Here is a 25,088-nt window from a genome sequence, read left to right as displayed (position 1 = left end):
ATCATGGTATATTTATATAACATAAAAAGAATAAGGAAAAATTTTAGTAAATTTACTAAAATTTTAGATGTTCCTAATTTATTATATATTCAAAAAGAATCATTTAAAAAATTTATAGATTTTAATTATAAAAATAATAACTATGGTATAAATTCTGTATTAAAATCTTTTTTTCCTATAATAAATTACAATAAAAGTATAGAATTAAAATATATAGATTATAAATTAGACGAGCCTATATTTAATATAATAGAATGTAAAATAAAAGGATTAACTTTTTTATCTCAATTAAAAATTAAATTAAATTTAATTAATTACGAAATAAATAGTAATAAAGTAATAGATTCAAAATTTCAAGAAGTTTATATATGTGATATCCCAATAATGACAGAAAATGGATCATTTATAATAAATGGAACAGAAAGAGTTATAGTATCTCAATTACATAGAAGCCCTGGAGTTTTTTTTAATAAAATAAAAGATAAAAATCAATTAAATAAAGTATTATATAATGCTAGAATAATTCCTTATAGAGGATCATGGTTAGATTTTGAATTTGATATTAAAGATAATTTATTTTTTAGGATAGATAGGAAAAAAAAATTACCAGTAACAATATTGTTACATGCTTTAAAATTTTCTAATGAAAATATAATAAATTTATTTGAAAAAAAAATAAATATTAATATTATAAATAGTTCTTATATAGAAATAGATATAATATATGAAGATATATTAAACGAAATATTACCATTTGATATAATATATGAAGATAGTATTTTTTTTAAAAAAGGTAAAAATATTTTATTAAATAATATAGAAGAGTTAAAGAAAAAAAATATAATAAAAACTAAATTAAATATTGATTTTATATTAAATAAAATATCATATAAAAATTATTATGATAAATATGGAAATATAATAATATTAGCAAATCAAATAATAGATAAGTTAAATATAGATATTTTAATAAAAGAAAATATAAATATTATAGAAATAATTTTTAATGATAAAAGTAAAAACTATATATCTAATACATTAAATATAGATAATACATTTGATGAAATAAGTGCTATAAAAGAAATATATAAAATAATAAAACCTGGAGAATTATCTACTGATGACTCTATAAAAAAATCATTTAAAAATATATTTTTTTCTAAAGATAAATATAATTTATCAGAAGTAGGTAGAATGAAAATAAATATGTCTTTAAATAGAAATAATAAAGAAGGAGAAAAAATTATAGATAAAAAAGATATTATTGATATAATAAAAAAATTAATAAATATAAAAAATGGAAAAGATTTTTTAGATGATATAGATAGTCTAAGTAATAGAAGGGTTAGATTAGTAGGAGAAATGATTGAAAATCAATTTAGAATTGGAATATCTAGATTAGAAAAAATAATAAAAGAAAAAATATCATTAATAAGTAATATAGATTTAATAAATCCACAAGATATAATAAATTCTAAACCAATATCATCAATTATAAAAGAATTTTTTACTTCTAGTCAATTATCTCAATTTATGGATCAAAATAATCCATTGTCAGAAATAACTCATAAAAGAAGAATATCAACATTAGGTCCTGGAGGTTTAACAAAAGAAAGAGCAAGTTTTGAAATAAGAGATGTACATCCTACTTATTATGGAAAATTATGCCCTATAGAAACTCCTGAAGGGCCTAATATAGGTTTAATAAATTCTTTATCAATATATGCAAGAACAAATGAATATGGATTTCTAGAAACTCCATATAAAATAGTAAAAAATGGATTAGTTACTAATAATATAATATATTTATCTTCAATAGAAGAATATAATTTTAAAATAGCTCAAGCTGATACTAAATTAGATATAAATAATAATATAATAGATAATTATATTATTTGCAGAAATAAAGGTGAATTTAATTATTTTTATAAAAAAGAAATTGATTATATAGATATATCAAATCAACAAATAGTATCTGTTGGAGCATCATTAATCCCATTTTTAGAACATGATGATGCAAATAGAGCTTTAATGGGGGCTAATATGCAAAGACAAGCTGTTCCTATAATTAAACCAGAATATCCTATAATAGGAACTGGGATGGAAAGAATAGTAGCAGAAGACTCAGGAGCGATAATATTAGCTAATAGAAGCGGTATAGTTTCATATTTAGATTCAAAATATATATTTATAAATGTAGATAAAAGTGAAATATATAATAATGATGATTTAGGAATTGATATTTATGAACTAAATAAATTTAGTAAAACAAATCAAAATACATGTATAAATCAAACACCATGTATAGAATTAAATAGTAAAGTAAAATTTGGAGATGTTATAGCAGATAATCAATCAACAAATTTAGGAGAATTATCATTAGGTCAAAATTTAAGAGTAGCTTTTATGATATGGAATGGATATAATTTTGAAGATTCTATATTAATTTCAGAAAGATTAGTAAATAAAAATAAATTTACTAGTATACATATACAAGAATTAATTTGTACAGTAAGAGATACAAGATTAGGAAATGAAGAGATAACATCTGATATACCTAATATAGATTATAAATTATTATCTAAGTTAGATGAAAATGGAATAATTAGCATAGGATCGTATGTATCTGAAGGAGATATATTAGTAGGAAAAATAACTCCGAAAGATGAAACTCAATTATCTCCAGAGGAAAAATTATTAAAAGCTATATTTGGAGATAAAGCTTCAAACATTAAAGATACATCACTTAGAGTCCCTAACGGGATGTATGGAACTGTTATAGATGTACAAATATTTTTTAAAAATAATTTAAAGAAAAATAACTCTATATTAGATCAAGAAAAAAATAAAATAAAAGAAGATATAAATAATAAAACAAAAATATTAAAATTATTATTATTAAAAAAAATAAATAAAATATTAAAATATTCAAATTATGATGAAATAACTAATATTAATAAAAAAATAAATATAAATATAAATGATATTAAAAATAAAATATATTTAGAACTATTAATAAATAAATTCAATAATTTAGAAAATGAAAATAATAAATATATAGAATTAGAATATAAAAAAATAAATAAATCTAATGAATTATCACCAGGAATATTAAAAATAGTTAAAATATATATAGCGACAAAAAAACAAATTCAACTTGGTGATAAAATGTCAGGAAGACATGGTAATAAAGGAGTTGTATCTAAAATATGTCCTATAGAAGATATGCCTTATGATATAAATGGAAATGTGGTTGATATTGTTTTAAATCCTTTAGGAGTTCCATCAAGAATGAATATAGGTCAAATTTTAGAAGTCTATTTAGGTAATGCCGCAAAAGAAATAGGTAATATAATAAAAAAATTAATAAATAATAATGAAGAAATTTATAAAATAAGAAATTATCTAAAAAATGTTTATAATTTAAATAATAATATTAATAATATAGATTTAGATAAATTTTCTGATGAAGAAATATTATTACTATCTAATAATTTAATAGAAGGCTTGCCTATATCAACACCTGTTTTTGATGGAGCTAAAGAAGAAGAAATAAAAGAAATATTAAAATTTGCAAATATAAATGAATCAGGTCAGATAGATTTATTTGATGGGTGTACAGGAGAAAAATTTGATAGAAAAATAACTGTTGGATATATGTATGTTATGAAATTAAATCATCTTGTTGATGATAAAATACATGCCAGATCTACTGGATCATATAGTTTAATAACACAACAGCCTTTAGGCGGTAAATCACAATTTGGAGGTCAAAGATTTGGAGAAATGGAAGTTTGGGCTTTAGAAGCATATGGAGCTGCTTATACTTTGCAAGAAATGTTAACTGTTAAATCTGATGATATAAATGGTAGAACAAATATATATAAAAATATAATAAATGGTAAATATTATATGGAACCTTATATACCAGAATCTTTTAATGTTTTATTAAAAGAAATAAAATCATTATGTATAGATATAGAATTAAAAAATGATGAAGAATAATTTTATTTTAAATTTTATTTATATTAATTTTAGGAGATACTGTGAATTATATATTTGATGATATCTTTAATAAAGATTTATCATATAAAACATTTAATTCTATAAAAATATCTTTAGCTTCACCAGAAAAAATAAGATCATGGTCATTTGGAGAAGTTAAAAAACCAGAAACTATAAACTATAGAACTTTTAAACCAGAAAGAGATGGTTTATTTTGTGCTAAAATTTTTGGACCTATAAAAGATTATGAATGTTTATGTGGTAAATATAAAAAAATAAAATATAAAGGAATAACATGTGAAAAATGTGGTGTAGAAATAATTTCTTCTAAAGTTAGAAGAGATAGAATGGGTCATATAGAATTGTCATCTCCTATAGCTCATATATGGTTTTTAAAATCTTTGCCATCAAGGATAAGTTTATTATTAGATATATCATTAAAAGATGTAGAAAAAATATTATATTTTGAAAACTATATAGTAGTTGATAATGGAACAACAAATTTAAAAATTAATCAGATTTTAACAGAAGATCAATATTTTAAATATATAGAGAAATATGGAGATGAATTTGATGCTAAAATAGGCGCAGAAGCGATATATTTCTTATTAAAAAAAATTAATTTAAATAATGAATATAATATATTAATTAATGAATTTAATAATAAAAAAATATCAGATAATAAAAAAAAAAAAATATATAAAAGATTAAAATTAATAAAATTATTTATAGTATCAAATAATAAACCTGAATGGATGATTTTAACTGTATTACCTGTTATACCTCCAGATCTAAGACCTCTTGTTCCAATAGATGGAGGAAGGTTTGCTACATCAGATCTAAATGATTTATATCGTAGAATAATAAATAGAAATAATAGATTAAAGAGATTAATTGAATTATCAGCTCCAGATATAATAATAAAAAATGAAAAAAGAATGTTACAAGAAGCTGTTGATTCATTATTAGATAATGGTAGAAAAAATAAAATATCTTCTAATAAAAGAAGACAATTAAAATCATTATCTGATATGATAAAAGGAAAACAAGGCAGATTTAGACAAAATTTATTGGGAAAAAGAGTTGATTATTCTGGAAGATCAGTAATAACTGTTGGACCAAATTTAAAATTAAATCAATGTGGTATTCCTAAAAAAATGGCATTAGAATTATTTAAACCGTTTATATATGGAAAATTAGAAAAATTAGGAATATGTTCTAGTATAAAATTAGCAAAAAAAATGGTTGAAAATGAAGAGCTTATAGTTTGGAATATTTTAGAGGATATAGTTAATAACTATCCTATTTTATTAAATAGAGCTCCAACTCTTCATAGATTAGGTATACAATCATTCTATCCTATATTAATAGAAGGTAAATCTATACAGTTGCATCCATTAGTTTGTACAGCTTATAATGCAGATTTTGATGGAGATCAAATGGCTATACATATACCATTAACATTAGAATCTAAAAATGAATCTATTAATTTAATGATGTCTACAAATAATATTCTTTCTCCTGCTAATGGAGAGCCAATTATAGTTCCATCTAAAGATATAATATTAGGAATATATTATATGACAAAAGAGATTGAAAATAAAGATAATAATATTTTTATTAATAATGTTAATGAAGTTAAAAAATTATATGATACCGGAAAAATAAAATTACATGAAAATATAAATATTAAAATTAAAGAGTATATAAATAATAATAATAATCTTATTGAAAATATTTATTCAGTAAAAACAACTGTTGGTAGAATTATTTTATGGGATATAATTCCTAATGGGATTGAATTTAATTATATAAATAAAGTTTTAAACAAAACTAATATACTAAAATTAATTGATATATGTTATATAAATTTAGGAAAAGATAAAACAGTTAAATTAGTAGATGATTTGATGTATTTAGGATTTAAATTCGCTACGAAATCAGGAATATCTATAAATATGAATGATTTTATAATTCCTAAAAACAAAAAAAAAATAATAGAAAAAACAGAAATAGAAGTAGAAAATATACAAAATCAATATCAATTAGGATTAATAACATATAAAGAAAAATATAATAAAGTAATAGATATATGGTCTAATGTAAATGAAAATATATCAAAATTTGTTATGAATAAATTAAAAATTAGTAATAATAGTTTTAACAGTATGTTCATGATGATAGACTCAGGAGCCAGAGGATCTTCTAATCAAGTAAGACAAATTTCTGGTATGAGAGGATTAATGTCAAAACCAGATGGATATATAATTGAAACACCAATAAAAGCAAATTTTAAAGAAGGATTAAATATATTAGAATATTTTATATCAACTCATGGTGCTAGAAAAGGATTATCTGATACTGCATTAAAAACTGCAAATTCTGGATATTTAACTAGAAGATTAGTTGATGTCGCTCAAGATATAGTTATAACTGAATATAATTGTAATACTGAAAATGGAATAGAAATAAATTGTATATTAAATTTTTATGAAAATAAAGAAGTATTAAAAGATAAAATTTTTGGTAGAGTTTTATCTAAAGATATATTTGATTCTAATAATAATATATTATTAAAAAAAAATGATTTAATAGATATTAATAATTTTATTGTTATAAAAAATATATATATAGAGAATATATATATAAGATCTCCAATAACATGTGAATCAGAATTTGGATTATGTGCATTATGTTATGGAATAGATTTAACTAAAGGAGAAATAGTAAAAATAGGAGAAGCTGTAGGTGTTATAGCTGCTCAATCAATTGGAGAACCTGGCACACAACTTACAATGAGAACATTTCATGTAGGAGGATCAGCTTCAAAAATTAATATGAATTCAAATATAAAATCTAAAAATGATGGAATATTAAAATTAATAAATTATAAAATAATTAAAAATACTAGTAATAAAAATATATTAATATCAAGAAATACTGAATTAAAGTTAATAGATTCAAATGGAAGAATAAAAGAAACTTATAAAGCACCTTATGGTTCTTATATTTTAAAAAAAGATAAAGATATAGTTAAAAAAAATGAAATTATTGCAGTTTGGGATTTATATACAATACCTATAATTTCAGAAGTTAATGGGATTATTGAATTTGTTGATATGATAGAAGAAAAAACTTTTACATATAAAAAAGATGAATCGACAGGATTGTTATATATAACTATATTAGAAAATCTTAATAAAGAATTAAGACCTATGATAAAAATAATTAGTAATAATATAACAAAAGAAAAACTAAATAAAACTTCATATTATAGATATTTTTTACCTCCTAAATCTATAGTACATATAAAAAATAAATCTTTTATATACATGGGAGATATAATAGCTAAAATACCTCAAGATTTTAGTAAAATAAAAGATATAACAGGTGGATTACCAAGAATATCAGATTTATTTGAAGCAAGAAAAATAAAAGATTCTGCTATATTAGCAGAAAAAACTGGGATAATATATTTTGGTGATGAAACTAAAGGAAAAAAAAAAATAACAATTGTTCCAATAAATGAAAATGATTCAATATATGAAGAAATGATACCAAAATGGAAACATTTAAGTGTTTTTGAAGGAGAGAAAGTAGAAAAAGGTGATATAATATCAGATGGTCAACAATCTTTACATGATATATTAAGATTAAAAGGAATTAATTCATTAACTAGTTTTATAATAAATAATATTCAAGAAATTTATAAATTTCAAGGAGTTAGAATAAATAATAAACATATAGAAATAATAATAAAACAGATGCTAAAAAAAGTAACTGTAGTTAATAAAGGTGATTCTAATTTATTAGAAGGAGAGCAAATTAAATTATATGATGTAAGAAGTATAAATAAAAAATTAAAAAATGAAAATAAAGAATTAGTTAAATTTGAATATAATTTAATTGGTATAACTAAATCATCTTTATTAACAGATTCATTTATATCATCCGCTTCTTTTCAAGAAACAACAAAAGTATTAACAGAATCATCTATATCTGGTAAAATTGATAAATTAAAAGGATTAAAAGAAAATATAATAGTAGGAAGATTAATACCAGCAGGGACTGGATATAAATATTATAAAAAAACAAAATCTTAAAGTATGGTAACAATAAATCAATTAATAAAAAAATCAAGAAAAAAAAAAATATACAAGAGTAATGTACCTGCATTAAATTCATGTCCTCAAAAAAGAGGAATATGTTTAAAAGTATATACTACTACTCCTAAAAAACCTAACTCAGCATTAAGAAAGATATGCAGGGTTAAATTAACTAATGGTATTGAAGTTACTGCTTATATAGGCGGAGAAGGGCATAATTTACAAGAACATTCTTCTGTGTTAATAAGAGGAGGAAGAGTTAAAGATTTACCAGGAGTTAGATACCATGTAGTAAGAGGAACATTAGATTGTTCTGGAGTAAAAAATAGAAAAAAAAGTAGATCTAAATATGGAACAAAAAAAAATAATAATTAATATAATTTAATTTTATGTCTCGTAGAAAAATAAAAAAAATAAATAATATTTTACCTGATATTAAATATAATTCTAAATTAGTATCTAAATTTATAAATATATTAATGTTAAATGGTAAAAAATCTTTAGCTCAGAATATATTATATTCTGCTTTATATAAATTGAAAAATATAAATAATAATGAAATAGAAATATTTAATAAAGCTATAGATAATGTAAAACCTTTATTAGAAATAAAATCAAGAAGAGTTGGAGGATCAACATATCAAATACCTATAGAAATAAAAGAAGATAGAAGTTATACATTAGCTATTAGATGGATAATAAGATTTGCAAGAAAAAGAAAGATAGATAAAACAATGAATATTAAGTTATCAAATGAATTAAATGATGCTTTTTTAAATAAAGGGTCTTCAATAAAAAAACGTGATGAAATATATAAAATAGCAGAATCTAATAAAGCATTTGCTCATTATAAGTGGTAAAAATGAATATACCAATAAATAAATATAGAAATATTGGAATAAGTGCACATATTGATGCTGGAAAAACTACATTTACAGAAAGAGTTTTATTATATACAGGAATAAATAAAAAATTAGGAGAAGTACATTATGGATCAGCAACTATGGATTGGATGGAACAAGAACAAGAAAGAGGGATAACAATAACTTCTGCTGCAACTACTTGTTTTTGGGAAGGTTTATTTAGACAATATAATAATGATAAATATAAAATAAATATTATAGACACTCCTGGTCATGTAGATTTTACTGTAGAAGTAGAAAGATCTATGAGAATATTAGATGGAGCAGTAATGATATATTGCGCAGTAGGAGGTGTACAACCTCAATCTGAAACTGTATGGAGACAAGTTAATAAATATAATATACCTAGAATAGCTTTTATAAATAAAATGGATAGAGTTGGAGCTAATTTTTTTAATGTAATAGATCAAATAAAAAATAAATTGATATCATCTAATCCTATACCAATACAATTATCTATAGGGTCAGAAGATAAATTTGTTGGTATAGTAGATCTTATAAGATTAAAATCATTATATTGGAACAACGACGATTATGGTGTAAATGTTAAAATTTCTGATGAAATACCAAATGAATTAAAAGAAATTTCAATTAATTTGAAAAATATATTAATTGAAACAGCAGCAGATTCTTGTGATGAATTATTAAATAAATATATAAATAAAGGATCATTAAATGAATATGAAATTAAATATGGATTAAGATTAAAAACATTAAATAATGAAATAATTCCTGTTTTATGCGGTTCTGCTTTTAAAAATAAAGGAATACAACCAGTTTTAGATTCAATAATAGATTTTTTACCATCACCTAATGATATACCTCCAATAAAAGTAAATAATATAATAAGATATCCTAAATATGAAGATCCATTTACTGCATTAGTATTTAAAATATATTCTGATCCGTTTGTAGGAAATTTAACTTTTATTAGAGTATACTCTGGAAAAGCTAAAACTGGAGATTATATATTTAATTCTAATAAAAAAAAAAAAGAAAAATTAGGACGTATAGTACAAATGCATGCAAATAAAAGATTAGAAATAAAAGAAATATTTGCCGGTGATATTGTAGCAGCTATAGGTTTAAAAGATGTTTCTACAGGAGATACATTATGTGATATTAATAACCCTATAATATTAGAAAAAATAAAATTTCCTGATCCTGTTATTTCAATAGCTATAGAACCCAATACAAAAATTGATCAAGAAAAAATGAGTATTGCTTTAAATAAATTATCTCAGGAAGATCCTTCTTTTAATGTAAATGTAAATGTAGAAACAAATCAAACTATAATATCTGGAATGGGAGAATTACATTTAGAAATATTAGTAGATAGAATGAAAAGGGAGTTTAATGTAAACGCTAAAATAGGTAAACCTCAAGTTGCATATAAAGAAACTATAAAAAAAATTGTTAAACATGAAGGAAAATATATAAGACAAACTGGTGGAAGAGGTCAATTTGGTCATGTTTTTTTAAAAATAGAACCTATAAAAAATGGAAATAATACTTATGAATTTATAAATAAAATAGTTGGTGGAGTTATACCAAAAGAATATATTCCAGCTATAGATAAAGGAGTTAAAGAGCAAATGAAAGGTGGGATATTAGCAGGATATCCAATAATAAATATAAAAGTTACATGTTATGATGGATCATATCATGAAGTTGATTCATCAGAAATAGCATTTAAAATTGCAGGATCAATAGCTTTTAGAGAAGCTTTTTTAAAAGCTAATCCTGTATTATTAGAGCCTATAATGAGTGTTGAAATTGAAACTCCTAAAGAATATATAGGAGATGTTATTGGAGATCTCAATAAAAAAAGAGGGATAATAGAAAATATAGAAACTAATTTAATGTATAATAAAATATATTCATTTGTACCATTATCAGAAATGTTTGGTTATTCTACTGAATTAAGATCTAAAACTCAAGGAAGAGCTTCATATTCAATGAAATTTTTGAAATATAATGAAGTTCCATATGAATATCAAAAAAAGATAATTGAATTAAAAAAAATTAATGTTAAGATATAAAATGTCAAATTTTAATAATAAAATTAGAATAAAATTAAAATCATTCAATTTTAAATTAATAATAAATTCAACTAAAGATATAATATATACAGCAAAAAATACCGGAGCTGTTGTATATGGACCGATCCCTTTGCCAACTAAAATAGAAAAATTTATAGTTTTAACTTCACCTCATGTAAATAAAGACGCAAGAGAACATTATGAATTAAGAACTTATAAACGTTTAATAGATATAATTCAACATACAGAAAAAACTATTGAAGCATTAAAGCATTTAAATATAAATTCTGGAGTTGATGTAAAAATAATTATATTATCAAAATAAATAATAATATAGATAAAGATGATAATAATAGGAAATAAAATTGGTATGACTAGACTTTTTTTAAATGATGGTATGTCAATACCTATAACTATATTAAAAATATATAATAATTTTATTACTTATATAAAAAATAATTCATTACAAATAACTGTTGAGTCTAATATTAAAATAAAAAAAATAAATAAATCTATAATTGGCCATTATAAAGCTAGTAATATTAGCCCCGGGATTGGATTATGGGAATATAAATTAAAATTATGTGAAAATATAAGTGATTTTAAAATTGGTCAGAAATTATCTATAGATAATTTAATTAATGTAGATAAAGTAAATATTACTGGTATATCTAAAGGAAAAGGATTTTCAGGCGTTATAAAAAGATGGAATTTTAAAATGCAAGATGCATCTCATGGTAATTCTTTATCACATAGAGCTCCAGGTTCTATAGGTCAAAATCAAAGCCCTGGAAGAGTTTTTAAAGGAAAAAAAATGGCCGGACATCATGGAAATTATAAAAAAACTATAAAAAATCTAAAAATAATGTATATAGATTCATATAAAAATATTGTAGCTATAAAAGGTTCAATACCAGGATCTAATAATAAAAATGTAATAATAAATTTTAAACTTAATGGATAATAAAATGGAGTTAATAGTTTATGATTCAAAAGAAAAAATAGTAGTTTTAGATGATGTATTTAATATTGAATTTAATAATAATTTAGTTCATCAAATAATAATATCAGAATCTTTATTAAATAAAAAAAATACTAAGTTAAATAAAAATAGATCTAATGTAAAAGGATCTAATATAAAACAATGGAAGCAAAAAGGCACAGGTAGAGCTAGAGCAGGAAGTAAAAAAAGTCCTATATGGAGATCAGGAGGGGTTACATTTGGAAATCAAATAAATTCATATAAATATAAAATAAATAAAAAAATGTATAAAAAAGCATTTAAATGTATATTATCAGAATTAATAAGAAACGATAGGATATATATATTTAGTGAATTTATTATAAATGATTTCAAAACAAAAAAATTAATAGAAAAAATATATTTTTTTTATAATAAATATAAAAAAATATTGATAATAGTTAACAACTATGATAAAAATTTATTTCTATCATCAAAAAATATATTTAAAATAAAAATAATATTAATAAAAGATATAATTTTAAGTAGATTAATAAATTATGATTGTATTTTAATAACATTAGAATCTATAAAATTTATAGAAAATAGATTAGTAATATGATAAATTATAGAGAGATTTTACTGAAAGTTTTAAATTATCCATTTATTTCAGATAAAAATAATAAGTTATTTAGTAAATTTAAAATATTAACATTTAAAGTAAATTATAATTCGAATAAAAAATTAATAAAAGATTCAATATATGAAATTTTTAAAATAAAACCAATAAAAATAAATATACTAATTATAAAAGGAAAATCTAAAATTTATAAAAATATTTTTGGAAAAAGAAAAAAATGGAAAAAAGCATATATTTTTTTTAAAAAAAATGAAAATTTTAAAGATATAAATAATCTAATAAAACTAAATTAGTTTATGATTAAAATTAAAAAATTAAAACCTACTTCTCCAGGTATAAGACATTTAGTATATATAAAAAATAATGAGTTAAGTAAAAAAAAACCTATAAAAAAATTAGTTATAAAATTAAATAAAACAGGAGGAAGAAATAATTATGGTCGTATTACAACTAGGCATATAGGTGGAAGACATAAAAGAAAATATCGTTTAATAGATTTTAAAAGAGATAAGGATAATATATTAGGAACAGTTAATAGAATAGAATATGATCCAAATAGATCATCAAATATAGCATTAATAATATACAGAGATGGTATAAAAAAATATATATTATGTCCAAAAGGATTAAAAATTGGAGATAAAATTCAATCTGGAATATCATCATCAATAAATAGTGGTAATTCTATGATATTAAAAAATATCCCAGTTGGATATAAAATACATAATATTGAATTAAATCCAGGACAAGGAGGAAAAATATCTAGATCTGCCGGATCGTATTCTCAAATTATTTCTAAAGATAATAAATATGTATTTATAAAATTAAAATCTGGAGAAATAAGAAAAATATTAGAAAGCTGTAGAGCTACTATAGGAGAGGTAGGAAATTCTGAGCATATGTTAATAAAATTAGGAAAAGCTGGAAAAAATAGAAGAAAAGGTATTAGACCTACAGTAAGAGGAACTGCTATGAATCCAGTAGATCATCCTCACGGAGGGGGAGAAGGAAAGAATTTTGGTAAACATCCTGTGTCTCCATGGGGATTAAGTTCTAAAGGAAAAAGAACTAGAAGAAATAAAAGAACAGATAAATTTATAGTAAAAAAAAGATATAATAAATAAAATAGGTAAATTTTAAAAATGTCACGTTCATTAAAAAAAAGTCCATTTATTAGTTTATCTTTATTTAATAAAATAAAAAAAAATATAGATAATAATAAAAAAGAAAAAATATTAACATGGTCTAGAAGTTCAACAATATTTCCTAATATGGTTGGATTTACAATATCTGTTCATAATGGCAGAAAACATATCCCATTATTTATAACTGAAGATATGGTTGGTCATAAATTAGGTGAATTTTCTCCTACAAGAAAATTTAAAGGACACATAGCTGATAAAAAAATAAAAAAGAAAGAATAAAATAATATGATTGTATATTCTAAATATAAAAAAGCTAGAATTTCTGCTCAGAAAGTTCGTTTAGTTTCAAAATTAATAAAAGGAAAAAAAGTTTATGAAGCTTTAAATATATTAAAGTTTCTAAATAAAAAAGCTTCTTACATTTTAATAAAAACTCTTGAATCTGCAATATCAAATGCAGAAAATAATAATGGATTAGATATTGATTTATTAAAAGTAAATACTGTTTTAGTAGATGAAGGTTCAAGTTTTAAAAGAATAATACCTAGAGCTAAAGGTAGATTTAATTATATAAAAAAACGTACTTCTATAATAAGTATTTTTTTAAAAAAAATTTAATTTATAATATAAATAAATAAAATGGGTCAAAAAGTAAATCCTATAAGTTTTCGTTTTGGTGTTATAAAAAATTGGAATTCTATATGGTATGCAAATAAAAAGAAATTTTTAATTAATTTAAAAAATGATTATAATATCAGAAAATTTATAAATAATTATTTACCTAAGTATTATATTTCAAATATAATAATAGAAAGATTAAATAAAAATATAATAATAACTATATATACATCTAGACCTGGAATTATAATAGGTAAAAAAGGAGAAGATGTAGAGAAATTAAAAAAAATGATACATAAAATATCTAATGTATCAATTCAATTAAATATACTTGATATTAATAAACCAGATATAGATGCTAATTTAATATCTAAAAATATAGCATATCAAATAGAAAAAAGAAATCTATTTAGACGTGTTATGAAAAAACATATTAATAATGCAATTAGATTAGGAGCTAAAGGTATAAAAATAGAATTAAATGGTAGATTAGGTGGTTCTGATATATCAAGAACTGAATGGTACAAAGAAGGTAGAATACCATTACATACTATTAGAGCTGATATAGATTATGGACAATATGAAGCAAAAACAAATTATGGAATAATAGGAGTTAAAGTATGGATATTTAAAGGTGAAATATTTAATAAAAAAAAATAAAATATGTTACAACCTAAAAATACTAAATTCAAAAAATATCAAAAAGGTAGAAATAAAGGTTTTTCAATAGGTATGAGATTAGAATATGGAGAGTTTGGTTTAAAATCAATATCTAGAGGAAGGATTACTTCTAATCAAATAGAATCAGCAAGAAGAGCTATATCTAGATATATAAAAAGACAGTGTAAAATATGGATAAGAATATTTCCTGATAAACCTATAACAAAAAAACCTTTAGAAGTAAGAATGGGTAAAGGAAAAGGAAATGTTGAATTTTGGGTTTCATTAATAAAACCTGGGATGATTTTATATGAAATAGAAAATATACCAGAAAATATTGCAAAACAAGCGTTTAAATTAGCTTCTTCAAAATTACCTATTAAAACTTTATTTATATATAAAAATGAATTATAAAAAAAATTTTAATAATATTAAAAATAAAAAAGAATTTTATAACAAATTAATAGATTTATTATATGAAAAATTTTATTTAAATTTAAAAATAAAAAATAATAATAATAATAAAGTTCATTTATTAAAAATAAATAGAAAAAAAATATCTTTATTAAAGTATTTATTTAACAAGAATAATAATATAAATTTATGAGTAAAAATATTGTTGCTACTGTAATAAAAAAAAAAATGAATAAAACAGTTACTGTATTAATAAAAAATATTAGTAAACATTTTATTTATGAAAAAATAATAATAAATAACAAAAAAATACATGTTCATGATGAAAAAAGTATATCTGATATAGGCGATTTAATTTTAATAAAAGAATGTAGACCTATATCTAAAATTAAATCATGGATATTGGTAAAAATAATAAAAAAAAATAATTAAATTTTATATTTAAAATGATTCAAGAACAGACAATTTTACTTGTTGCGGATAATTCTGGAGCTAAAAAAGTTCTATGTATAAAAGTTTTAGGAGGATCTAAAAAAAAATATGCTAGTATAGGAGATATAATTAAAGTGGCAGTTAAAAGTTCTTCTCCAAATGGTAAAGTTAAAAAAGGAGAAGTATCTAAAGCTGTTGTTGTTAGAGTAAAAAAAAAAATTTCTAACAATAAAGAATTTATAAAATTTGATAATAATTCATGTGTAATTATAAATGAAAATAATTTACCTATAGGAACAAGAATATTTGGACCTATTCCTAAAGAAATAAAAAATAAATTTCCTAAAATAGTTTCATTAGCTTTAGAAATTTTATAAAATATTATTATGTTAAAAAAAAAAATTAAAATAAAAAGTAATAATGAAGTTATTATATTAACAGGTAAATATAAGAAATATACAGCTAAAGTTATAAAAATATTAAATAAAAAATATTTAATTTTAAATTTAAATAATAAAGAAGTTAAAAATGATAGTAAGGAATATAAAAAAATACATATTTCAAATGTGTCATTAATAAATATTGTTAAAAATGAAAAATGAGTTATATTTTAAATACAAAAATATTATATCTGAAAATATTAAAAAAAAATTTTTATATAAATCTGTAATGGAAATTCCTATTATAAATAAAATTACTATAAATATGGGATTTGGAAAATTTATTTCAGAAAAAAAAATACTAGAAACTACATTTGATGATTTAACTAAAATATCAGGTCAAAAACCTATATTTACTAAAGCTAAAAAATCAATATCTAATTTTAAAATTAGAAAAGGAGTAATTATAGGATGTAAAGTAACATTAAGAAATAAAAGAATGTGGTCTTTTATTGATAAATTAATATGTGTAGTAATACCTAGAATTAGGGATTTTAGAGGTTTTTCTAAAAAATCATTTGATAAAATGGGTAATTTTAATTTAGGTATAAAAGAGCATATAATTTTTCCTGAAATAAATTATGATTATATAAATAGAGTAAAAGGTATGGATATCAATTTTAATATTAAATCTAAATCTTTAGATGAATCTATTTTTTTATTAAAATCAATAAATTTTCCTATAAAATATTAAAATTAATGACAAAAAAATCTATTATAATAAGAAATAATAAAAGAAAAATATTAGTAAGTAAATTTATAAATAAAAGAAAAAAATTAAAAAATATTATTAAATCAAACATCTCTTCTAAAGAAGATAAATGGAACGCAATGTTAAAGTTTCAATGTTTTCCTAAAGATTCTATACAATATAGAATAAAGAATAGATGTTATCAATCTGGAAGATCTAGATCATTTATAAGAAGATTTGGATTAAGTAGAATAAAATTTAGAGAATCAGTAATTTTAGGATATATTCCTGGAATTAAAAAATCTAGTTGGTAATTAAATGAATAATCAAGATCCTATTTCTGAAATGTTTAATTGTATTAAAAATGCTCAAAAATCAAAAAGAGATTTTGTTAGTATATTTAAATCAAAAATAAAATTATCTATAATAGAAATTTTAAAAAAAGAAGGTTTTATAAAAAATTATAATGTATTAATTTTAGATAAAAAATGCTATATAAAAATTTTTTTAAAATATTTCAATAATATCCCAGTTATAGAAGAACTAAAAAGAATTAGTAAACCAAGTTTAAGGATATATACTAATTTATTTAGAATAAAAAAAAATATAAATAAATTTGGTATATTTATAATTTCAACATCAAAAGGAATAATGACTGATTATAATTGTTGTGAATTAAAATTAGGAGGAGAATTAATATGTTATATTTCATAAAATTATATATAAATATAAAATGTCTCGTATAGCTAATAGAAAATTAATTATTCCTAATAATGTTTTAATTAATATTGAATATAATAAAATAAATGTTTTATGTAATGAAAATTATTTATTTATAAAATATAATCCTATTATAAAAATAAATAAAAAAGATAATTTTATATATATAGATTATAATAAAAATAATAAAAAAATATTATCTTATTCAGGAACTGTGAATTCTTTGATAAAGAATATGATAATTGGAGTTACAATTGGTTTTAGAAAAAAATTAATAATAAAAGGAATAGGATATAAATTTGATATTAAAGATAATTTATTAGTTTTAAGTTTAGGGTATTCTCATTTAATAAAATATAGGTTAGATAAAAAAATAAAAGTAGAATTTCATAGTCAATCAGAATTAATATTATATAGTATTGATAAACAACTTTTAGGTAAAGTTGCATCAGAAATAAAATATTTTAAAATACCTGATCCTTATAAAGGAAAAGGAATATATTATCATAATGAAAAAATAAAATTAAAAGAATCAAATAAAAAATAAAATTATGTATAATAAAAAACATTTAAAAAAATTATCAAAATCTAAATATAAGAATAAAAATAAAGATATTTTTAGATTATTAGTTAATAAAACTAATAATAATATATATGCTAGAATTATATCTAATGATAATAAAATTATTATTGATGTTTCAACTTTAAGTAAAGACATAAAAAAAATTTTAATAGAAAAAAATATAAAATCTAATAATAAATTAGCATCAAAAATAGTAGGTGAATTTATATCTAAAAAAGCAATATTAAAAAATATACATAATGTATATTTTGATAGATCAAAATTCAAATATCATGGAAAAATAAAATGTTTAGCTGAATCTTCAAGAGAATATGGTTTAGTTTTTTAAAAATAAAATGAATATTAAAAATAGTAATTTTCCTTTAAGAGAAAAATTAATTTTAGTAAAAAGAGTATCAAAAACAGTAAAAGGAGGTAGAGTATTTAGTTTTACAGCATTAACTGTAGTTGGTGATCAAAATGGTAAAATTGGTTTTGGATATAAAAAAGCTAAAGAAGTCCCATTAGCTATTAGTAAATCTATAGAAAAAGCAAAAAAAAATTTATTTAATATAAATTTATATAAAAATACTATTCCTCATAAAGTTATAGGTAATCATTTATGTTCAAAAGTTATAATTATACCAAGTTATAATGAAACTGGAATTATATCAGGTAAATCTATGAAATATATTTTTGAAGTTGTAGGAATAAAAAATATTTCATCTAAACTATATGGATCAAGTAATCCTATAAATGTTGTTATAGCAACTATAAATGCATTAAAAAATATAAAAAATTTAAAATTAATATATAAAAAAAAAAAATAAATTAAATATATGTTAAAATTGAACTCTTTAAATAGATATAAATCTAAAAAAAAAAAAAAAAGAATATGTAGAGGAATAGGATCTGGAACAGGAAAGACAGGAGGTAGGGGAAATAAAGGTCAAAAATCTAGGTCAGGTTCAAGAAGAAAAAGAGCTTTTGAAGGAGGACAAACATCTATATGTAGAAGATTACCTAAATTTGGATTTAATAATAAAAATAAAAAAATAGTTAAAGAATTAAGATTATCTTATATAAATAATATAAAAGATAATAATATAAATATTGATGTATTAAAAAAAAACAAGTTAATAAATAAAAATACAAAATTCGTAAAATTAATTTTAGATAAAAAATCAAATAATATATGTTCCAAAATAATAAAAAAAGAATTTGGGATTTCTATATCTAAAAATGTTCATAATGTATTAAATTTATATGGTGGTAAATTTGAATAAATATTTTAATAATATATTTATTAAAGATATATTTAAAAGTAAAAGTTTTGAATTACTAAAAAATAAAATAAAGTATTTATTTTATTATATTATAATATTTAGAATAGGATCTTTTATACCTATACCATGTATAAAAATTAATACTTTTTTAAATAAAAATTTTAATAATAATATTTTTATATTTAAATTATTTAATTTAAATTCAACAAATTATATAAATAGAATTTCTATATTTTCTTTGGGTATAACTCCATATATATCATCATCTATGATGATACAATTATTTAACTTTATGTACCCTTCATTAAAACAAGATTTATATAAATCTGGATTAACTAGTAATTATATTTATTATTTATCATTTATAATATCTATATTACAATCAATATTTTTTATATTGAGTCTTAGAAAGATATTTGGAGTTGATATATTTATAAATAATAATATAAATACATATATAATATCAATATTAAGTCTTGTTATAGGAACGATGTTCTTAATTTGGTTAAGTAATCAAATAACAGAAAATAGTATAATAAATGGAACATCTTTATTAATATTTTTAAATATAATATCAGATATACCTAATTATTTTTTTAAATATTTAAATATTATATTTAAAAAAAATAGTATAGTTAATATTATTAAATTAATTTTATTTTTATTCTTATTGATTTTAATTTTCTATATATCTATATTTATAGAATTATCACAAAAAAAAATAATAATAAATTATCCTATAAATTATCAATATAATTTAATAAATAAATATAGTAATATATTTAATTCTGGTACTTATATACCTATTAAAGTAAATATTTCTGGTATAACTCCATCTATATTTTCTTATAATATAATATTATTCTTTTCTATTTTATTTTATTGGATAGGTAATTATTTTAATATATATTTATTTAAAATATTATATAATAGTTTAAATGAAAATTATTTTTTATATTCATTAATATATATTTTTTTTATATTTATATTTTGTCATATATATTCATTTATTATTTTTAATCCTAAAGAGATTTCAAATAACTTAAAAAAATCTAGTGCTTTTATAAATGGAATTAGACCTGGATTACAGACAGAATTATATATATATAATATAACTAAAAAAATTGTATTTTTAGAATCTTGTTATATAAGTTTAATTTGTTCATTTGTAAAAATATTTTTTAAGTTAATTAATTCTCCATTTTATTTTAATGGAACTTCTTTATTAATTATAGTTGTAGTAATTATAGAATTTATTAATAAAATACAAACTAGCCTTATATCATATAAATATGAATCTATAATAGATAAAATAAAAAATAATTTTTAGGTAAAATGAAAGTAAGAGCATCAGTAAAAAAAATATGTAGAGATTGTAAAATAATAAAAAGATTTAACAAATTAAATGTAATTTGTATAAATCCAAAGCATAAACAAAAACAAGGTTAATTTTAAAATGAGAATATTTGGCATAAATATCCCTGATAATAAACATATATTAATATCATTAACACATATATATGGAATAGGTTTGTCTATAGCTAAAAGTATTTGTATTAAATCTAATATTTCAATATATAAATTAACTAAAAATTTATCAAATTGTGATATTGATAATTTAAAATTAGAGATTTCTAAATACACTATAGAAGGTGATTTAAAGAGAGATATATCTTTAAATATTAAAAGATTAATAGATATAAATTCTTATAGAGGGTTAAGGCATAAAAAAAAATTACCAGTTAGAGGTCAAAGAACTAGAACTAATGCTAAAACAATTAAAAAAAATAAAAATATAAAAGTTTAATATATGATAGTAAAAAAAAATACAAATATAAAAAAAAAGAAAATAAAAAAACAAATTTTAGAAGGTATTGCATATATAAATGCTTCATTTAATAATACTATAATTACAATAACAGATTGTGAAGGAAATGTATTAAGTTGGTCAACATCAGGTAGTATGGGTTTTAAAGGATCGAAAAAATCTACTCCATTTGCAGCTCAAGTGGCTGCTGAAAAATGTGCAAATAATGTTAAACAATATGGATTAAAATCTTTAGAAGTTAAAGTATCTGGTCCTGGGCCAGGAAGGGAGTCAACAATTAGAGCATTAAATAACTGTGGTATAAACATATTAAGTATTAAAGATATAACTCCAATTCCACATAATGGATGCAGAGCGCCTAAAAAAAGAAGAGTTTAAATAAAATGTCAAAGTATCTTGGACCTAAATTAAAATTATATAAAAGGGAAAAAATTGATTTATATTTAAAATCTAAACTAATAGATATAAAAAAAATTTTAAATAATAAAAATAAATCAGATAGAATATCTGATTATGGAAATCAATTAAGAGAAAAACAAAAATTAAAAAGAATATATTGTATATTTGAAAGACAATTTTTAAATTATTATAAAAAATCTATAAAAAAAAAAGGAAATACAATAGAAAATTTATTATTTTTATTAGAAAGTAGATTAGATAATATTATATATAAAATTGGAATTGGAAGGACTATATTAGAATCAAGACAATTTATAAATCATAAATTTATTTTTGTAAATAATAATATAGTAAATATCCCATCTTATAATATTAATATTAATGATAGTATAACAATAAGCAATGAAAATATAGATAATATAAAAGTTTTATTAAAAAAAAATAAGAATATAGATAATTCTTGGTTTTCTTTAAATAAAGATAAAATGATATTTAATATACTAAATATACCAATAAATATAAATAAAAATATAAATTTTAATTTGATATCTCAATTATATTCTAAATAAAAATGCAATATTTAATAGAATCATTAATAAGACCATCTTCATTAAATATAAAAAAGATATGTAATAGATCTTATAAAATAATTATAGAGCCTTTAGAAAGAGGATTTGGCAATACAATAGGAAATTCTTTAAGAAGAATATTATTATCATATATACCAGGATATTCAATTACTGAAATGGAAATAGAAGGTATATTACATGAATTTAGTTTTAAAGATGGTATAAAAGAAGATATTATGGATATAATGTTAAATATAAAAAATATGCCTTTAAGTTTAAATAACAAAAATGAAATTACTTTATTTATAAATAAAACTGGTTTAGGTAAAGTATTATCAAAAGATATAGTTTATAATAATTATGTTAATATAATAAATCCAGATCATTTAATATGCACAATAACTAAAGAAAATACTACTTTTAATGCTAAATTAAAAGTAGAAAAAGGTATAGGTTATAGAGAAATTAAATATAACGGTATAGATATAAAAGATAAATTTGGTAAATTATTTATAGATTCATATTTTAACCCAGTAGAAAAAGTTAGTTATATAGTAGAAAATACTAGATTCGAAAATAAAAATAATCTAGATAAACTTATAATTAATATAGAAACTAATGGTTCTATTGAAATAGAAGAAATAATTAAAACTTCAGTTTTAATATTAATAAAACAACTTGATATATTTTTAAATATAAAAAGTAAAAAAGATATAGTTGATGATTATAATAATTTAGATTTAAATAATAATATTTTTTTAAAAAAAATAGATGATTTAAAATTAACTGTTAGATCATTAAATTGTTTAAAATCTAAAAATATAAATTTATTAGGGGATTTAATTCAAAAAAATGAAAATGAATTATTAAAAATACCTAATTTTGGAAAAAAATCTCTTTCAGAAATAAATAATATTTTAAATAAATATAATCTTTCGTTAGAAACTAAAATAGATAATTGGAATATTATAAAAGAAAATATAAATAAATAAAATATGCGTCATATGAAATCTATTAAGCATTTTAATAGAACTAGAAGTCATTATAAATTAATGTTTAGAAATATGTGTAATTCATTAATAAAATATGAAAAAATTAAAACTACTTTAAATAAAGCAAAGGAATTAAAAAAAATTATAGAGCCAATAATTAATTTATCTAAAATTGATAATTTTAATAATAGGAAATTGGCATTTTCTTTATTAAGAAGTAAATTTAGTTTATTTAAATTATTTGATAACTTAAGAAAAAAATTTATAAATAGAAATGGAGGTTATACTAGAATAATAAAGTATAAATATAGAAGTGGAGATAATGCTTTAATAGCTATAATTGAATTTGTATAAATTAATTTTTATATATTTTTGCGTAATAAAATCCATCACAAAAATTTTCTTTTTGAATTATTTGTTTTCCTGGTTTATTATTATCATTTAATAATGATATTGCATTTTTATTTTCTTTTAAAAAATTAGTTATTTGATATATATTTTCTTCTAAAAGGATTGAGCATGTACTATATATCATAATTCCTCCTTTTTTTAAATATATCCATGCTGAATTTAATAAATCTTTTTGAATCTTAATTAATTCATTAAACTTAGATTCACTTTTATTAAAAATAATATCTGGATTTTTATGTATTATTCCAGTTGATGAACATGGAGCATCTAATATTATTTTATCAAAATAATTATTATAACTTTTATTTAAATTAATTGAATTTTCATTTAAAATTTTAAAATTTTTGCTTATTTTATTAATTTTCAATCTATTAAAATTATCATTTATAAGATTTATTCTTTTATTATTTATATCTATTAATGTTAAATTTGAAAAAGGTGCTAATTCTATTATATGAGAAGCCTTTAATCCTGGAGATGAACACATATCTAGTATATATTCATTATTTTTAGGATTTAAAGATATAATACATTCTTGTGATGATATATCTTGTATACTTATTAATCCTTTATTAAGCCCTGATAATATAATTTTATAATTTTCTTTAATATTTATTAATATTGAGTAATCAATATTTTTATTTTCTATAAATTTAACATTATTATTATTTAATATATTTATATATTTACTTTTATTTATTAATAATCTATTTATTCTTAACCATACAAAATCTTTATTTTTTATATTTAAAATATTATTATTAGGATAATATGATTTTATTTTTTCTATTATAAAATTATTACTATTTTTTATTTTATATTTATTTTCTTTAAAAATATTTAAATATTTATTTTTATTTATTAAAAACAATCTTATTATATAATTTATAAATTTATATATATTTATATTTAGATTCTTAGTGCTTTCAACTAAATTATATGCTATATAATAATCTGGAATGTTTGTATAATATATATTATATATACCTAATATTAATATATAATATATAATACTTTTGTTTTTTATTCTGTTTTTTATTAAACATTTACTTACCATAATATTATAAATTTTCTTTAATACATCTATATTTTCTATTATAGAAAAACATATATTTTTTATAAATAAAAAATCATAATTATTTTTTATTTTTTTTTTTATACAATTAATTTTATATTTAAATGATATATTTTTATTAAATACATCTCGTATTATTAAAATACATGTAGAATAATTATCTAACATT

33 protein-coding genes are annotated in these 25,088 nt (G+C 19.5%); 32 read left to right on the top strand and 1 reads right to left on the bottom strand.

From position 1 onward, the window contains the following. Positions 1-3: 3 nt before the first annotated feature. From rpoB to rplQ, 32 genes are read left to right on the top strand one after another with little or no spacing between them, the layout of a single operon-like run. Positions 4-4,005 carry a DNA-directed RNA polymerase subunit beta gene (rpoB, locus tag NARSGI1_RS00600; RefSeq protein WP_130616894.1) on the top strand — a complete coding sequence of 1,334 codons (4,002 nt, stop codon included), beginning with the start codon at positions 4-6 and terminating at the stop codon, positions 4,003-4,005. A 41-nt stretch (positions 4,006-4,046) separates the two neighbouring features. Continuing rightward, positions 4,047-8,108 (top strand): DNA-directed RNA polymerase subunit beta', encoded by a 4,062-nt coding sequence (gene rpoC / locus NARSGI1_RS00595; protein WP_232513721.1) that lies wholly within the window; start codon positions 4,047-4,049, stop codon positions 8,106-8,108. A 3-nt stretch (positions 8,109-8,111) separates the two neighbouring features. After that, positions 8,112-8,486, top strand: coding sequence for a 30S ribosomal protein S12 (rpsL, locus tag NARSGI1_RS00590; protein ID WP_130616893.1), 375 nt, complete (start codon positions 8,112-8,114; stop codon positions 8,484-8,486). Positions 8,487-8,500: 14 nt separating this feature from the next. Beyond that, entirely contained in the window at positions 8,501-8,971 is a 471-nt protein-coding gene (gene rpsG, locus NARSGI1_RS00585) for a 30S ribosomal protein S7 (protein ID WP_130616892.1), read from the top strand. A 2-nt stretch (positions 8,972-8,973) separates the two neighbouring features. Next, a complete protein-coding gene (gene fusA / locus NARSGI1_RS00580; protein WP_130616891.1) occupies positions 8,974-11,076 on the top strand; it encodes an elongation factor G in 2,103 nt (700 codons plus the stop codon). Position 11,077: 1 nt separating this feature from the next. Further along, the gene (rpsJ, locus tag NARSGI1_RS00575) at positions 11,078-11,401 is read left to right on the top strand and encodes a 30S ribosomal protein S10 (protein ID WP_130616890.1); all 324 of its coding nucleotides are present in this window, start codon (positions 11,078-11,080) and stop codon (positions 11,399-11,401) included. A gap of 18 nt (positions 11,402-11,419) precedes the next feature. Then, entirely contained in the window at positions 11,420-12,040 is a 621-nt protein-coding gene (rplC, locus tag NARSGI1_RS00570) for a 50S ribosomal protein L3 (protein ID WP_130616889.1), read from the top strand. Beyond that, entirely contained in the window at positions 12,033-12,659 is a 627-nt protein-coding gene (gene rplD, locus NARSGI1_RS00565; RefSeq protein WP_130616888.1) for a 50S ribosomal protein L4, read from the top strand. The genes rplC and rplD overlap by 8 nt, the downstream gene beginning before the upstream one ends. After that, positions 12,656-12,970 (top strand): 50S ribosomal protein L23, encoded by a 315-nt coding sequence (rplW, locus tag NARSGI1_RS00560; protein ID WP_232513720.1) that lies wholly within the window; start codon positions 12,656-12,658, stop codon positions 12,968-12,970. The genes rplD and rplW overlap by 4 nt, the downstream gene beginning before the upstream one ends. A 6-nt stretch (positions 12,971-12,976) precedes the next feature. Continuing rightward, positions 12,977-13,801 (top strand): 50S ribosomal protein L2, encoded by an 825-nt coding sequence (gene rplB, locus NARSGI1_RS00555; protein WP_130617009.1) that lies wholly within the window; start codon positions 12,977-12,979, stop codon positions 13,799-13,801. Between the two features lie 18 nt (positions 13,802-13,819). Then, positions 13,820-14,101, top strand: a complete 282-nt coding sequence (gene rpsS, locus NARSGI1_RS00550; protein WP_130616887.1) for a 30S ribosomal protein S19 — start codon at positions 13,820-13,822, stop codon at positions 14,099-14,101. A gap of 6 nt (positions 14,102-14,107) precedes the next feature. Next, positions 14,108-14,440, top strand: coding sequence for a 50S ribosomal protein L22 (gene rplV, locus NARSGI1_RS00545; protein ID WP_130616886.1), 333 nt, complete (start codon positions 14,108-14,110; stop codon positions 14,438-14,440). Between the two features lie 21 nt (positions 14,441-14,461). Further along, on the top strand, positions 14,462-15,100 hold the full coding sequence (rpsC, locus tag NARSGI1_RS00540; protein WP_130616885.1) for a 30S ribosomal protein S3: 639 nt from the start codon (positions 14,462-14,464) through the stop codon (positions 15,098-15,100). A gap of 3 nt (positions 15,101-15,103) precedes the next feature. After that, on the top strand, positions 15,104-15,514 hold the full coding sequence (gene rplP, locus NARSGI1_RS00535) for a 50S ribosomal protein L16 (RefSeq protein WP_130616884.1): 411 nt from the start codon (positions 15,104-15,106) through the stop codon (positions 15,512-15,514). Next, positions 15,504-15,707 (top strand): hypothetical protein, encoded by a 204-nt coding sequence (locus tag NARSGI1_RS00530; RefSeq protein ID WP_130616883.1) that lies wholly within the window; start codon positions 15,504-15,506, stop codon positions 15,705-15,707. The genes rplP and NARSGI1_RS00530 overlap by 11 nt, the downstream gene beginning before the upstream one ends. Continuing rightward, positions 15,704-15,946: a 30S ribosomal protein S17 gene (gene rpsQ / locus NARSGI1_RS00525; RefSeq protein WP_130616882.1), complete on the top strand. Its 243-nt coding sequence runs from the start codon at positions 15,704-15,706 to the stop codon at positions 15,944-15,946. The genes NARSGI1_RS00530 and rpsQ overlap by 4 nt, the downstream gene beginning before the upstream one ends. A 14-nt stretch (positions 15,947-15,960) precedes the next feature. Next, positions 15,961-16,323 carry a 50S ribosomal protein L14 gene (gene rplN, locus NARSGI1_RS00520; protein WP_130616881.1) on the top strand — a complete coding sequence of 121 codons (363 nt, stop codon included), beginning with the start codon at positions 15,961-15,963 and terminating at the stop codon, positions 16,321-16,323. Positions 16,324-16,332: 9 nt separating this feature from the next. Continuing rightward, entirely contained in the window at positions 16,333-16,548 is a 216-nt protein-coding gene (locus NARSGI1_RS00515) for a KOW domain-containing RNA-binding protein (protein WP_130616880.1), read from the top strand. Further along, positions 16,538-17,080 (top strand): 50S ribosomal protein L5, encoded by a 543-nt coding sequence (gene rplE / locus NARSGI1_RS00510; protein WP_130616879.1) that lies wholly within the window; start codon positions 16,538-16,540, stop codon positions 17,078-17,080. The genes NARSGI1_RS00515 and rplE overlap by 11 nt, the downstream gene beginning before the upstream one ends. Before the next feature lie 5 nt (positions 17,081-17,085). Beyond that, positions 17,086-17,391, top strand: a complete 306-nt coding sequence (gene rpsN / locus NARSGI1_RS00505; RefSeq protein WP_130616878.1) for a 30S ribosomal protein S14 — start codon at positions 17,086-17,088, stop codon at positions 17,389-17,391. A 4-nt stretch (positions 17,392-17,395) separates the two neighbouring features. Beyond that, positions 17,396-17,791, top strand: coding sequence for a 30S ribosomal protein S8 (rpsH, locus tag NARSGI1_RS00500; protein ID WP_130616877.1), 396 nt, complete (start codon positions 17,396-17,398; stop codon positions 17,789-17,791). Positions 17,792-17,810: 19 nt separating this feature from the next. After that, positions 17,811-18,344, top strand: coding sequence for a 50S ribosomal protein L6 (rplF, locus tag NARSGI1_RS00495; protein WP_130616876.1), 534 nt, complete (start codon positions 17,811-17,813; stop codon positions 18,342-18,344). 4 nt (positions 18,345-18,348) lie between these two features. Next, positions 18,349-18,708 carry a 50S ribosomal protein L18 gene (locus NARSGI1_RS00490; protein WP_130616875.1) on the top strand — a complete coding sequence of 120 codons (360 nt, stop codon included), beginning with the start codon at positions 18,349-18,351 and terminating at the stop codon, positions 18,706-18,708. A 7-nt stretch (positions 18,709-18,715) separates the two neighbouring features. Then, entirely contained in the window at positions 18,716-19,189 is a 474-nt protein-coding gene (gene rpsE / locus NARSGI1_RS00485; protein WP_130616874.1) for a 30S ribosomal protein S5, read from the top strand. A 9-nt stretch (positions 19,190-19,198) separates the two neighbouring features. Continuing rightward, entirely contained in the window at positions 19,199-19,645 is a 447-nt protein-coding gene (gene rplO, locus NARSGI1_RS00480) for a 50S ribosomal protein L15 (RefSeq protein ID WP_130616873.1), read from the top strand. Beyond that, entirely contained in the window at positions 19,626-20,975 is a 1,350-nt protein-coding gene (locus NARSGI1_RS00475; RefSeq protein ID WP_130616872.1) for a preprotein translocase subunit SecY, read from the top strand. Before rplO ends, NARSGI1_RS00475 begins: the two co-directional genes overlap by 20 nt. A gap of 5 nt (positions 20,976-20,980) precedes the next feature. Continuing rightward, the gene (rpmJ, locus tag NARSGI1_RS00470; protein ID WP_130616871.1) at positions 20,981-21,094 is read left to right on the top strand and encodes a 50S ribosomal protein L36; all 114 of its coding nucleotides are present in this window, start codon (positions 20,981-20,983) and stop codon (positions 21,092-21,094) included. A 7-nt stretch (positions 21,095-21,101) separates the two neighbouring features. Continuing rightward, positions 21,102-21,452 carry a 30S ribosomal protein S13 gene (rpsM, locus tag NARSGI1_RS00465; RefSeq protein WP_130616870.1) on the top strand — a complete coding sequence of 117 codons (351 nt, stop codon included), beginning with the start codon at positions 21,102-21,104 and terminating at the stop codon, positions 21,450-21,452. A 3-nt stretch (positions 21,453-21,455) separates the two neighbouring features. After that, the gene (rpsK, locus tag NARSGI1_RS00460) at positions 21,456-21,851 is read left to right on the top strand and encodes a 30S ribosomal protein S11 (protein WP_130616869.1); all 396 of its coding nucleotides are present in this window, start codon (positions 21,456-21,458) and stop codon (positions 21,849-21,851) included. A 5-nt stretch (positions 21,852-21,856) separates the two neighbouring features. Further along, positions 21,857-22,441: a 30S ribosomal protein S4 gene (gene rpsD / locus NARSGI1_RS00455; protein ID WP_130616868.1), complete on the top strand. Its 585-nt coding sequence runs from the start codon at positions 21,857-21,859 to the stop codon at positions 22,439-22,441. A gap of 2 nt (positions 22,442-22,443) precedes the next feature. Then, positions 22,444-23,433 (top strand): DNA-directed RNA polymerase subunit alpha, encoded by a 990-nt coding sequence (locus NARSGI1_RS00450; RefSeq protein WP_130616867.1) that lies wholly within the window; start codon positions 22,444-22,446, stop codon positions 23,431-23,433. A gap of 3 nt (positions 23,434-23,436) precedes the next feature. Beyond that, on the top strand, positions 23,437-23,787 hold the full coding sequence (gene rplQ, locus NARSGI1_RS00445) for a 50S ribosomal protein L17 (protein ID WP_130616866.1): 351 nt from the start codon (positions 23,437-23,439) through the stop codon (positions 23,785-23,787). A gap of 1 nt (position 23,788) precedes the next feature. Here the strand turns inward: rplQ and NARSGI1_RS00440 are convergent, their stop codons facing one another. After that, positions 23,789-25,087: an RsmB/NOP family class I SAM-dependent RNA methyltransferase gene (locus tag NARSGI1_RS00440; RefSeq protein ID WP_130616865.1), complete on the bottom strand. Its 1,299-nt coding sequence runs from the start codon at positions 25,085-25,087 to the stop codon at positions 23,789-23,791. Position 25,088 lies beyond the last annotated feature (1 nt).

Source organism: endosymbiont of Sipalinus gigas (assembly GCF_004296475.1).
Classification (GTDB): domain Bacteria; phylum Pseudomonadota; class Gammaproteobacteria; order Enterobacterales; family Enterobacteriaceae; genus Nardonella.
This window is presented reverse-complemented; position numbering and strand designations above follow the sequence as displayed.

Excerpts from the sequence above, each read along its gene's own strand:
- rpsD (WP_130616868.1), top strand. The coding sequence starts at position 21,857 with ATGTCAAAGTATCTTGGACCTAAATTAAAATTATATAAAAGGGAAAAA.
- rplV (WP_130616886.1), top strand. The coding sequence starts at position 14,108 with ATGATTGTATATTCTAAATATAAAAAAGCTAGAATTTCTGCTCAGAAA.
- rplW (WP_232513720.1), top strand. The coding sequence starts at position 12,656 with ATGATAAATTATAGAGAGATTTTACTGAAAGTTTTAAATTATCCATTT.
- rpsE (WP_130616874.1), top strand. The coding sequence starts at position 18,716 with ATGAATATTAAAAATAGTAATTTTCCTTTAAGAGAAAAATTAATTTTA.
- rpsG (WP_130616892.1), top strand. The coding sequence starts at position 8,501 with ATGTCTCGTAGAAAAATAAAAAAAATAAATAATATTTTACCTGATATT.
- NARSGI1_RS00490 (WP_130616875.1), top strand. The coding sequence starts at position 18,349 with ATGTATAATAAAAAACATTTAAAAAAATTATCAAAATCTAAATATAAG.
- rplD (WP_130616888.1), top strand. The coding sequence starts at position 12,033 with ATGGATAATAAAATGGAGTTAATAGTTTATGATTCAAAAGAAAAAATA.
- rpsJ (WP_130616890.1), top strand. The coding sequence starts at position 11,078 with ATGTCAAATTTTAATAATAAAATTAGAATAAAATTAAAATCATTCAAT.
- NARSGI1_RS00515 (WP_130616880.1), top strand. The coding sequence starts at position 16,333 with ATGTTAAAAAAAAAAATTAAAATAAAAAGTAATAATGAAGTTATTATA.
- rpmJ (WP_130616871.1), top strand. The coding sequence starts at position 20,981 with ATGAAAGTAAGAGCATCAGTAAAAAAAATATGTAGAGATTGTAAAATA.
- NARSGI1_RS00530 (WP_130616883.1), top strand. The coding sequence starts at position 15,504 with ATGAATTATAAAAAAAATTTTAATAATATTAAAAATAAAAAAGAATTT.
- rpsL (WP_130616893.1), top strand. The coding sequence starts at position 8,112 with ATGGTAACAATAAATCAATTAATAAAAAAATCAAGAAAAAAAAAAATA.
- rplN (WP_130616881.1), top strand. The coding sequence starts at position 15,961 with ATGATTCAAGAACAGACAATTTTACTTGTTGCGGATAATTCTGGAGCT.
- rpsH (WP_130616877.1), top strand. The coding sequence starts at position 17,396 with ATGAATAATCAAGATCCTATTTCTGAAATGTTTAATTGTATTAAAAAT.
- rplO (WP_130616873.1), top strand. The coding sequence starts at position 19,199 with ATGTTAAAATTGAACTCTTTAAATAGATATAAATCTAAAAAAAAAAAA.
- NARSGI1_RS00450 (WP_130616867.1), top strand. The coding sequence starts at position 22,444 with ATGCAATATTTAATAGAATCATTAATAAGACCATCTTCATTAAATATA.
- rplC (WP_130616889.1), top strand. The coding sequence starts at position 11,420 with ATGATAATAATAGGAAATAAAATTGGTATGACTAGACTTTTTTTAAAT.
- rpsQ (WP_130616882.1), top strand. The coding sequence starts at position 15,704 with ATGAGTAAAAATATTGTTGCTACTGTAATAAAAAAAAAAATGAATAAA.
- NARSGI1_RS00440 (WP_130616865.1), bottom strand. The coding sequence starts at position 25,087 with ATGTTAGATAATTATTCTACATGTATTTTAATAATACGAGATGTATTT.
- fusA (WP_130616891.1), top strand. The coding sequence starts at position 8,974 with ATGAATATACCAATAAATAAATATAGAAATATTGGAATAAGTGCACAT.
- rpsK (WP_130616869.1), top strand. The coding sequence starts at position 21,456 with ATGATAGTAAAAAAAAATACAAATATAAAAAAAAAGAAAATAAAAAAA.
- rplF (WP_130616876.1), top strand. The coding sequence starts at position 17,811 with ATGTCTCGTATAGCTAATAGAAAATTAATTATTCCTAATAATGTTTTA.
- rpsC (WP_130616885.1), top strand. The coding sequence starts at position 14,462 with ATGGGTCAAAAAGTAAATCCTATAAGTTTTCGTTTTGGTGTTATAAAA.
- rplP (WP_130616884.1), top strand. The coding sequence starts at position 15,104 with ATGTTACAACCTAAAAATACTAAATTCAAAAAATATCAAAAAGGTAGA.
- NARSGI1_RS00475 (WP_130616872.1), top strand. The coding sequence starts at position 19,626 with ATGGTGGTAAATTTGAATAAATATTTTAATAATATATTTATTAAAGAT.
- rplE (WP_130616879.1), top strand. The coding sequence starts at position 16,538 with ATGAAAAATGAGTTATATTTTAAATACAAAAATATTATATCTGAAAAT.
- rpsS (WP_130616887.1), top strand. The coding sequence starts at position 13,820 with ATGTCACGTTCATTAAAAAAAAGTCCATTTATTAGTTTATCTTTATTT.
- rpoB (WP_130616894.1), top strand. The coding sequence starts at position 4 with ATGGTATATTTATATAACATAAAAAGAATAAGGAAAAATTTTAGTAAA.
- rpsM (WP_130616870.1), top strand. The coding sequence starts at position 21,102 with ATGAGAATATTTGGCATAAATATCCCTGATAATAAACATATATTAATA.
- rplQ (WP_130616866.1), top strand. The coding sequence starts at position 23,437 with ATGCGTCATATGAAATCTATTAAGCATTTTAATAGAACTAGAAGTCAT.
- rpsN (WP_130616878.1), top strand. The coding sequence starts at position 17,086 with ATGACAAAAAAATCTATTATAATAAGAAATAATAAAAGAAAAATATTA.